Genomic DNA, 9,266 nt, shown 5'->3' with positions numbered 1-9,266 from the left:
ACAGCAGATTCCTCAGTCGCTGCGCTCCTTCGGAATGACACCACGGGTCCGTTGTGCAAACTGACCCACGACCAATCACTAAAATCGTCCACAGATATTTTTAATCTCCGAAGAATACAAAATTACCCTAAAACACCTCCCCCGGCGGGGTGTACTTCGCCCCGAGGGCACCTGCCACGGCGGGGTGGGTGAATTTTCCCTCCGCCACGTTCAGCCCCGCGGCGAGTTCGGGATGGTTCCGGATGGCGTCCTCCAAGCCCTCGTTCGCGAGTTCCACCGCGTAGGGAAGAATGGCGTTCGAGAGCGCGAAGGTGCTCGTGCGCGGAACGGCGCCCGGCATGTTGGTCACCCCGTAGTGGATGACGCCGTTCACGACATAGGTGGGCTTGGAGTGATAGGTCGGCTTGATCGTCTCGACGCAGCCGCCCTGATCCACCGCCACGTCCACGATGACGGAGCCGGTGGGCATCTCCTTGAGCAGCTTCCGGGTGATGAGCACCGGCGCGCGCGCGCCGGGAATGAGGACCGCGCCGATCACCAGGTCGTCCTCGCGGATCACCTCGCGGATGGAAAAGCGCGTCGAGGCGATGGTCTTCACCCTTCCCGCGAAGATATCGTCGATGTACTGGAGCCGGGTGTGGTTGATGTCGAGAACGGTGACTCCCGCGTAGAGGCCCGAGGCGATCTTCGCCGCGTTCATCCCGACCATGCCCGCGCCGAGGATCACCACGTTGCCGCGGGCCACCCCCGGGGCGCCGGCGAGAAGAATCCCCCGGCCGCCCATGGGCTTTTCGAGGTACTTGGCCCCTTCCTGCACCGCCATCCGGCCCGCGATCTCGCTCATCGGCTGGAGGAGGGGCAGCGCCCCGTCCGCCATCTGGACGGTCTCGAAGGCCACCGCCCGGATCTTGCGCCGGATGAGCTCGCGGGCAAGCGGGCGGGCCGCCGCCAGATGCAAGAAGGTGAAAAGGAGCTGTCCCTCGCGCATCTGGGCGAACTCGGGCCGGAGCGGCTCTTTCACCTTGACGATCATTTCCGCCCGGCGCCAGAGCGCATCGGCGCTCCGCACGATGCGGGCACCCACCTGTCTGAATTCATCATCCGTGATGCCCGCCCCGAGGCCCGCCCCTTTTTCGACCAGAACGCTATGGCCGGCCGAGGTGATGGCCTCGACCGCCGCCGGCGCGAGGGCGACGCGGTACTCGTCCTTTTTGATCTCGGCGGGCAGACCGACAATCATGGCTGGCCTCCCTCCTCGACTACGAGAAACGTGCTTTCGGCCTCGGCCACGGGGGCGCCGCCCTCGGCGCGGGTGGCTTTTCCCTCGAGGATGACGAAGCGGCCTTTTTTGCGGAGCATCCGCGCCTCGAGGTGAAGCGGGGTTCCCACCGGTACCGGATCGCGGTAGCGGACCTCGCAGCGGGCGGTGTAGGCCCGCGTCCCCTGGAGAAAGAGCCAGTTGGCCATCACGTCATCGAGGGCGCTGTAAAGAATGCCGCCGTGGGTCACGCCGTCATAGCCCTGGTGATGGGGGCCGGGGGTGAACTCGGAGCGGCAGACATCCCCCTCGAGGCGAAACGCCAGCCGAAGGCCGATCGGATTTTCGGACCCGCAGACGAAACAGCCGTTCGCATCGGGCCGGGCTCTTTCAGCCGCCATGTTTTCCCCTCGCCGGAAGAAGTGCGTCCCCGCACGCTTCAGAATAAAAAAACGGGAGGACTTGGCCAGCCGGCCGTCCTCCCGTTTTGGAGCTGAAGATTCCGCCGCCTCAGGAAGCCTCGCCCGCCGCCTCGTGCTTCTGGCGCCGGCGCTCAAGAACGGCCTCTTCCCGGGTGGTGTCCCGATCCACGAGTTCGAGGATGGCCATCGGGGCGGCGTCGCTCTGGCGGTTGGGCAGCCGCAAAATGCGGGTGTAGCCGCCGGGCCGCTCGGCATAGCGCGGGGCGATGGTTTCCATCAGCTTCTGCACCACATCCGCCCGGCGGAGGTAGGCCGCCGCCTGACGGCGCGCGTGCAGGGAGCCGCGCTTGCCGACGGTGATGATGCGCTCGGCGTGGCGCCGCACTTCCTTCGCCTTTGCGAGCGTGGTCTGCACCCGCTCCTCGTCCAGGAGCGAGGTGACTAGATTGCGGGTCATCGCGATGCGGTGCTTGGAGGTTCGGCCCAGCTTCCGGCCATGCCATCGGTGTCGCATTTCGTTTCCCCCTACTCCATTTCCTGGGCCGAGGCTCCCAGCTCATCGCGGGAGACGTTCAACTGGCTCAGGTCCATTCCGAGCGAGAGGCCCATCTCGGTGAGAATCTCGCGAATCTCGTTGAGGCTCTTGCGCCCGAAGTTCCGCGTCCGGAGCATCTCGGACTCGGACTTTTGGACCAGTTCGCCGATTGTCTGTATCCGCGCATTTTTCAGACAGTTATAGCTCCTGACCGACAGCTCCAACTCCTCCACGCTCCGGTTCAGGTTCTCGATGAGGACCGAGCGCTGCTCGTCCACCTCGGGAAGCTTCATCTCGACCACCTCTTCCTCGAAATTGATGAAGATCTGGAGGTTGTCCTTGAGGATCTTGGCGGCGTGGGCCACGGCATCCATCGGAGCGATCGATCCGTCGGTCGTCACATCAAGGATGAGCTTGTCGTAGTCGGTCAGATCGCCCACCCGGGTCTTTTCCACCTTGAAGTTGCACTTGCGGATCGGGGAGTAGACGGCATCGATGGGAATGTACTGCGGACCCAGCTCGTTGAGCTGCGCGTTCCGCTCGGCGGGCACATAGCCGCGGCCGATGTTCGCCACCACCTCGATTTCGAAGTTGGCCTCCTCGTTCAGGGTGGCGATGTGCTGTTCCGGGTTGAGCACCCGCACCCCGCTGCCCTCGAGGTCGCCGGCCTTGAACTCCACCGCCGAGCCCGAATGCTTGTAGCTGAGATGCCGGGTCATGTCGTCATCCATCTGAATGACCACGTCTTTCAGGTTCAGGATGATGTCGGTCACATCCTCCATCACGCCCGGGATGGTGGAAAATTCATGGTACACGCCCTCGATGCGCACCGCCGTAAAAGCGGCGCCGCGGAGTGAAGAGAGAATCACCCGGCGCAGGGCGTTGCCCAGCGTGGTTCCGTAGCCTCTTTCAAGCGGTTCGGCGAGAAACTGGCCGAAAGTGTCATTCAAACCGTCCTTGCTCGTTTCCAGGGAACTTGGCTTAACCAGATCGGCGTTCAGGGTCATGGGCCCTCGGCCTCCGTTCGGCGAATTCGGTAATCAGAAACGATATCCACGCCGGGCACTGTCCTCCCGGCCGTATCACGCTACTTTGAGTAGAGCTCGACGATTCGCTGTGCGTCGATCTCCATCTGCAGGTCCGCCGGTGCGGGAAGCTCCAGCACGCGCGCTTTCAGATCGGCCAGATCCACATCCAGCCACCCGGGAAGGCCGCGGGCCTTGCCCTTCTCGGCGCTCCGCTGAATCAACTCGAGCTTCCGGCTCTTCTCCTTGATCTCGACGACATCCCCTTTTCGGACCGAAAAGGTGGGTCGGTTCACCTTCTTGCCGTTCACCCGGATGTGGTTGTGCGTCACGAGCTGCCGCGCCTGGCTCCGGGAGTCAGCAAAACTGGCCCGGTAGACGACGTTGTCGAGCCGCCTTTCCAGGAGTTGCAACAATTCATCGCCGGTAACGCCCCGCGTCTTTGTCGCAATCTCGTAGTAGTGGCGGAACTGACCTTCCAGCACGCCATACACCCGGCGGGCCTTTTGCTTCTCGCGAAGCTGCTGGCCGTAATCGCTCACTTTTCCGCGGGTTCGGGCCGCGCCGTGCTGGCCCGGCGGAAAGCTCCGTTTTTCGAAGGAGCACTTGTCCCCGAGGCAGCGATCGCCCTTGAGGAAGAGCTTCACGCCTTCTCGCCTGCAGAGCCGGCAAACTGAATCGTTATAACGCGCCAATGCTTTCTTACCTCCTGGCCGAACGCCGTTTCCTGCTACACCCGGCGCCGCTTACGCGGGCGGCAACCGTTGTGCGGAATCGGCGTCACGTCACGAATCAAGCTGATTTCGATCCCGGCGGCGGCGAGCGAGCGGATGGCCGCTTCCCGCCCGGAGCCCGGACCGTTCACGTACACTTCGACAGAGGTTACGCCCATGTCCGCCGCTTTTTTGGCCACTTCCGCAGCCGCCATCTGGGCGGCGTAGGGCGTGCTCTTGCGCGAACCCTTGAAGCCCTGCTCTCCGGCCGAGGACCAGCACACCACGTTGCCCGCCGCATCGGCGATCGAAATCATGGTGTTGTTGAAAGTCGCCATGATGTGCGCCTGACCCTTTCCGACGGCCCGGCGCTCTTTGCGCCGCTTGCTGGTTCGTTTTCCCTTGCCTGCCTGCGCCACCTCTATCCTCCTTTTTCCGCGATCGGGCTACTTCTTGCCCTTCGCCCCGACTGTTTTGCGGGGGCCCTTCCGGGTGCGCGCGTTGGTGTGCGTCCGCTGGCCGCGGACCGGGAGCCCGCGCCGGTGGCGCAGCCCGCGGTAGCAGCCGATATCCATGAGGCGCTTGATGTTCATCGAGGTGCGGCTCCTGAGGTCGCCCTCGACCTGATGGCCCCGCTCGATGATCTCGCGGATCGACTGAAGCTGCGGCTCCGTCAAATCGCGCACCTTCGTCATGCCGTCGACTCTGGCCTCGGCGGCGATCCGCCTGGCCGAGGTTCTCCCGATGCCGTAGATATACGTCAGGGCGATTTCCACGTTCTTGTCGTTCGGAACATCCACGCCTGCGATACGTGCCATCGTATTCTCCCTCCTGGCGCTAGCCCTGGCGCTGCTTGTGCTTGGGATTGGTGCAAATCACGCGCACCACGCCATTGCGCCGGATTACCTTGCATTTGTCGCACATTGGCTTGACCGAGCCACGAACCTTCATCTGACACTCTCCCGGCTTGCGCCCTTCCTCATTCCAGGCGGCCTCACTTGTAGCGGCTCGTGATTCGCCCGCGCGTGAGGTCATAGGGCGAGAGCTGCACCTTCACGCTGTCACCCGGGAGGATACGGATAAAATGCATCCGCATCTTCCCGGAAATGTGAGCGAGGACATTATGGCCTCCCTCCAAATCCACCCGGAACATCGCGTTCGGCAATGTTTCGGTCACGACGCCGTCCATTTCAAGGACATCTTCTTTCGGGGCGGCTTCTTCGCGATCCCCGGTGCTTCTTTTTCTCTTTTTCTTTCTTCTTCTCGGCGGTTGATTTGGAAGTCTCATTTCACTTCGCTCAACACGTCGGGGCCGGATTCGGTGATCGCAATCGAGTGCTCAAAATGAGCGGAAAGCTTCGCATCTGCGGTCACCACCGTCCATTTATCGCTCAGGACTTTTACCTCCTCTGTACCCTCGTTCAGCATCGGCTCGATCGCCAGGATCATCCCGGGGCGAAGCTCCGGCCCCGTGTCCGGTTCGCCGAAATTGGGAATCTGCGGCTCCTCGTGCAGCTTCGCGCCGATGCCGTGCCCGACATATTCCCGGACGACGCCGTAGCCGGCCGCCTCGGCGAATTCCTGGATGGCGTGGGAAATATCGAAAAGCCGCCCGCCCGGGCGCGCCTTTTCGATTCCCTTCCACAGGGCCTGCTCGCAACACTTGAGCAAGCGTTGCGCCTGCTTGCTGACACGGCCGACCGGGATCGTCATCGCGTGATCCCCGAAGTAGCCATCATGCTTGGCACCCAAATCGATACTGATAATATCTCCTTCCTTCAGCTTGCGGCCCGAGGGAACGCCGTGCACGACCTGCTCGTTCACCGAGGCGCAGATCGTATGCTGGAACCCCCGGTAGCCCTTGAAGGCCGGCGTGGCCCCCCGCTCGAGCAAAAGGCGCTCGGCCAGAGCGTCCAATTCCAGGGTCGTTACACCCGGCCTCACCGCTTTCTTCAGCTCCTTCATCACCAAAGCGACGATGTGGTTGCTCTCCCGCAACTTCTCGATTTCCTCCGGGGAGCGCAAAACAATCATGATACCGCGTACTGAGAAATGCCTTCCTCAATCCGGCGGGCAATCTCATCTTCGCCACCGACACCAACGATATCCGCCAACTTGCCACGTTCACGGTAGAACGCGACCAGCGGCGCCGTGCTCTCTTCATAGACGCGGATCCGATTCTCCACCGTTTCCCGCTTGTCGTCCTCGCGCTGGTAGAGCTCCCCGCCGCAGGCCGGGCACGCGGTCAGCTTGCTCTTCTTGAAGACCGCCCCGCAATCTCTGCAGGTGAGCCGCCCCGAGAGCCGCTCGATCACTTCCTCGCGCGGCACGTTCAGGTAAATCACAACGTCCAGGCTCCCCTCCAGCGCCCCCTCCAGGGCCCCGGCCTGTTCCAGGGTGCGGGGGAAGCCGTCCAGGATAAAACCCTTCGCGCAGTCGGGCTGCGCAATCCGCTCCCGGATGATCGAAATGATCAAATCATCGGAAACCAGCTTCCCCTCCCGGAGTATTTCCCCCACCTGTTTTCCCAGCGGCGTTCCATCCGCCACCGCCTTGCGGAGCATGTCCCCCGTCGAGACCTGGGGGATATCGTACTTCTCGCTCAAGCGTGCGCCCTGGGTTCCCTTGCCGGCCCCGGGAGGCCCGAACAGAACGATCTTCACTACGCCGTCCTTCCCCGCATCCGCCCGCGCTTCAAAAAGCCTTCGTAGTTGCGCATGACCAGATGACTCTCAATCTGGCGCTGGGTATCCACCGCCACGCCGACTACGATCAAAAGCGCGGTCCCGCCGAAGAAGAACGGGACGTTGAACCAACGGATCAGATAGGTCGGTAAAATGACGATCGCGCTCAGGTAAATCGCCCCGATGAAGGTGAGCCGGCTCAAGGTTCTGTCAATGAAGTCGGCGGTCGGCCGGCCGGGGCGGCGCCCCGGAACGAAGCCTCCGTATTTCCGAAGGTTGTCCGCCACATCCATCGGGTTGAAAATAATCGCCGTGTAGAAATACGAAAAGAAAAAAATCATCAAGACCGTAACGATGACGTAAAGCGAGTTTCCGGGGGAGAGCGCCGCGCTGATGTCCTGCAACCAGGGGATGCCGGAAAACTGGGCGATGGTCGCCGGGAAAAGAATGATCGAGCTGGCGAAGATCGGCGGAATCACGCCCGATGTGTTCACCTTGAGAGGCAAGTGCGACTCCTGGCCGCCGGCCATCTTCCGCCCCACCACGCGCTTGGCGTACTGGATTCGGATGCGTCTTTGCCCGGCTTCGAACCACACCACCAGCCCCACCACCGCGATCATGCCGGCCACAAGGAGGAGAACGAGAAAGATGGAAAGCTCCCCGCCCCGCACCAGGCGGATGGTGTTCAGCGTGGCGCTGGGCAGCCCCACGACGATCCCCGAGAAGATGATCAGCGAGATGCCGTTGCCGATGCCCCTTTCGGTGATCTGCTCGCCGAGCCACATGATGAACGCCGTCCCCGACACGAGGGTGAGGACCGTCAGCAGGCGGAAACTCCAGCCCGGATCGGGCACGATGAGCTGCCCCGTCGGAGCGGTCATCTGCTCGATGCCCGCCGCGATGCCGAACCCCTGGACGGTGGCGAGAACGACGGTGCCGTAGCGGGAGTACTGGTTCATCTTCTTGCGGCCGGACTCGCCTTCTTTCTTCAGCCGCTCGAGATGGGGAACCACCACCGTCAACAGCTCCATGATGATGGAGGCGCTGATGTAGGGCATGATGCCGAGGGCGAAGATGGTGAGCTGGCTGAGCGCGCCTCCGGTGAACATGTCAAAGAACTGCATCAGCGTGCTTCCGCTCCGCCCGAGTTCGGCGAAGAAGGCGGCGAGCGCCACCGCATCGATCCCCGGCGTCGGGATGTGCGCGCCGAGCCGGTAGACCGCCAGTATGCCGATCGTGAAGAAAATCCGCTTCTTCAACTCGGGGACCTGGAAAATATTGGGGATGCCGCCGCCTGCCATTTATTCGCTCGCTTTCTTCGGACCCGCCTTCGGGAGCGCCACGATCTCGATGCTCCCTCCGGCCCCTTCGACCTTCTTGCGGGCCGAGGCGGTGCAGCCCTGTACCTTCAGATGCAGGGCTTTCGCAATCTTCCCGGCCCCGAGAATCTTCACTCCATCCCGGGACACCTTGCGGACAAAGCCCGCGGCCCGGAGCACGTCCGTATCGAGCGTGGCACCCGTCTCGAAATTCTCGAGACGGCCCACGTTCACCTCGGAAAAATCCTTCGCAAAAATGTTGTTGAAACCGCGCTTCGGGAGTCGCCGCTGGAGGGGCATCTGGCCGCCCTCGAAGCCGGTCTTTCTCGAGTAGCCCGAGCGCGACTGGGCGCCCTTCATCCCGCGGGCGGATGTCTTGCCGTGCCCTGAACCCGACCCGCGCCCCACCCGCTTGCGGGCGTGGGTGGTGCCGTGCTTGCCCGCCAGATCCTCGAGCCGGGTATAGGTTTTTTCTTGCTTCGCGTCTTTCGCCATCGCAGTGCCGGGCTAGGCGCCCTCCTCCACTTCAACAAGATGTTTTACCTTGAAAATCATTCCCCGGATGCTGGGGTTGTCCTTACGGATGATGCTCTGATGAATCCGGCGCAGGCCCAGGCCACGAAGCACTTCGCGCTGCCTGTAGTCATAGGCCGTGGGGCTCCTGCGGAGCGTGACCCTTACCGTTCCCTTCGCCACCGCCTGATTCGCGCGGGCCTTGGCTTCTCTTTTGCTCTCCGGCATCTCGTCTCTCCTGGCGCGCGCTATTCGGCCGCAGGGGCCTCCACCACTTTCCGGATGGCACGCACATTATCCATCGTCCGCATCTTGGTCAGCCCCTGAAGGGTGGCCTTCGCCGCGTTGTGCGGGTTGGTCGTCCCGATGCACTTGGTCAGGATGTCGCGAACCCCCGCCACATCCAGGACCGCCCGCACCGCTCCGCCCGCGATGACCCCGGTTCCCCGGCTCGCCGGCTTCAGCAGCACCCGGCCGGCTCCGAATTTTCCCATCACCTGGTGGGGAATCGTGTTCCCCTCGAGGGAGACTTTCACCATGGCCTTCCGCGCTTTTTCCACACCCTTGCGGATGGCCTCGGGCACCTCGTTCGCTTTGCCCAGCCCCAGGCCCACCCGGCCGTGGCGATCGCCGACGGTCACCAGGGCGCTGAAGCTGAAGCGCCGGCCGCCCTTGACGACCTTGGCGCAGCGGTTGATGAAGACCACCTTCTCGAACATGCCGGGCTCACCCGAGTTGTTGCCGGGGCCGGAGGAAAAAGATCTGTTGTTGTTAGCCATGTTAGAATTGGAGACCAC

General features: G+C 62.8%; 13 protein-coding genes and 2 pseudogenes. All 15 read right to left on the bottom strand.

Going from position 1 to position 9,266, the window contains the following annotated elements; all coding sequences use genetic code 11:
* Nucleotides 1–127: 127 nt before the first annotated feature.
* The gene (ald, locus tag O2807_07400) at nucleotides 128–1,240 is read right to left on the bottom strand and encodes an alanine dehydrogenase (GenBank protein ID MDA1000326.1); all 1,113 of its coding nucleotides are present in this window, start codon (nucleotides 1,238–1,240) and stop codon (nucleotides 128–130) included.
* Nucleotides 1,237–1,659: a PaaI family thioesterase gene (locus O2807_07395; GenBank protein MDA1000325.1), complete on the bottom strand. Its 423-nt coding sequence runs from the start codon at nucleotides 1,657–1,659 to the stop codon at nucleotides 1,237–1,239. Before O2807_07395 ends, ald begins: the two co-directional genes overlap by 4 nt.
* 184 nt (nucleotides 1,660–1,843) lie before the next feature.
* A pseudogene (gene rplQ / locus O2807_07390) lies at nucleotides 1,844–2,194 on the bottom strand (50S ribosomal protein L17).
* Between the two features lie 11 nt (nucleotides 2,195–2,205).
* The gene (locus tag O2807_07385; GenBank protein ID MDA1000324.1) at nucleotides 2,206–3,222 is read right to left on the bottom strand and encodes a DNA-directed RNA polymerase subunit alpha; all 1,017 of its coding nucleotides are present in this window, start codon (nucleotides 3,220–3,222) and stop codon (nucleotides 2,206–2,208) included.
* Between the two features lie 80 nt (nucleotides 3,223–3,302).
* Nucleotides 3,303–3,935 carry a 30S ribosomal protein S4 gene (rpsD, locus tag O2807_07380; GenBank protein MDA1000323.1) on the bottom strand — a complete coding sequence of 211 codons (633 nt, stop codon included), beginning with the start codon at nucleotides 3,933–3,935 and terminating at the stop codon, nucleotides 3,303–3,305.
* Between the two features lie 35 nt (nucleotides 3,936–3,970).
* The gene (gene rpsK, locus O2807_07375; protein ID MDA1000322.1) at nucleotides 3,971–4,372 is read right to left on the bottom strand and encodes a 30S ribosomal protein S11; all 402 of its coding nucleotides are present in this window, start codon (nucleotides 4,370–4,372) and stop codon (nucleotides 3,971–3,973) included.
* 27 nt (nucleotides 4,373–4,399) lie between these two features.
* Nucleotides 4,400–4,771 (bottom strand): 30S ribosomal protein S13, encoded by a 372-nt coding sequence (gene rpsM, locus O2807_07370; protein MDA1000321.1) that lies wholly within the window; start codon nucleotides 4,769–4,771, stop codon nucleotides 4,400–4,402.
* A gap of 19 nt (nucleotides 4,772–4,790) precedes the next feature.
* Nucleotides 4,791–4,904, bottom strand: a complete 114-nt coding sequence (gene rpmJ, locus O2807_07365) for a 50S ribosomal protein L36 (protein ID MDA1000320.1) — start codon at nucleotides 4,902–4,904, stop codon at nucleotides 4,791–4,793.
* A 43-nt stretch (nucleotides 4,905–4,947) separates the two neighbouring features.
* A pseudogene (gene infA, locus O2807_07360) lies at nucleotides 4,948–5,160 on the bottom strand (translation initiation factor IF-1).
* A 77-nt stretch (nucleotides 5,161–5,237) separates the two neighbouring features.
* Nucleotides 5,238–5,987, bottom strand: coding sequence for a type I methionyl aminopeptidase (gene map / locus O2807_07355; GenBank protein ID MDA1000319.1), 750 nt, complete (start codon nucleotides 5,985–5,987; stop codon nucleotides 5,238–5,240).
* The gene (locus O2807_07350) at nucleotides 5,984–6,616 is read right to left on the bottom strand and encodes an adenylate kinase (protein ID MDA1000318.1); all 633 of its coding nucleotides are present in this window, start codon (nucleotides 6,614–6,616) and stop codon (nucleotides 5,984–5,986) included. Before O2807_07350 ends, map begins: the two co-directional genes overlap by 4 nt.
* The gene (gene secY, locus O2807_07345) at nucleotides 6,616–7,938 is read right to left on the bottom strand and encodes a preprotein translocase subunit SecY (GenBank protein ID MDA1000317.1); all 1,323 of its coding nucleotides are present in this window, start codon (nucleotides 7,936–7,938) and stop codon (nucleotides 6,616–6,618) included. Before secY ends, O2807_07350 begins: the two co-directional genes overlap by 1 nt.
* Nucleotides 7,939–8,451, bottom strand: a complete 513-nt coding sequence (gene rplO / locus O2807_07340; protein ID MDA1000316.1) for a 50S ribosomal protein L15 — start codon at nucleotides 8,449–8,451, stop codon at nucleotides 7,939–7,941.
* Nucleotides 8,452–8,463: 12 nt separating this feature from the next.
* Nucleotides 8,464–8,652, bottom strand: a complete 189-nt coding sequence (rpmD, locus tag O2807_07335; GenBank protein MDA1000315.1) for a 50S ribosomal protein L30 — start codon at nucleotides 8,650–8,652, stop codon at nucleotides 8,464–8,466.
* Nucleotides 8,653–8,717: 65 nt separating this feature from the next.
* On the bottom strand, nucleotides 8,718–9,188 hold the full coding sequence (gene rpsE / locus O2807_07330; GenBank protein MDA1000314.1) for a 30S ribosomal protein S5: 471 nt from the start codon (nucleotides 9,186–9,188) through the stop codon (nucleotides 8,718–8,720).
* Between the last annotated feature and the right edge of the window lie 78 nt (nucleotides 9,189–9,266).

It is taken from the genome of bacterium (assembly GCA_027622355.1).
GTDB lineage: Bacteria > UBA8248 > UBA8248 > UBA8248 > UBA8248 > JAQBZT01.
This window is presented reverse-complemented; position numbering and strand designations above follow the sequence as displayed.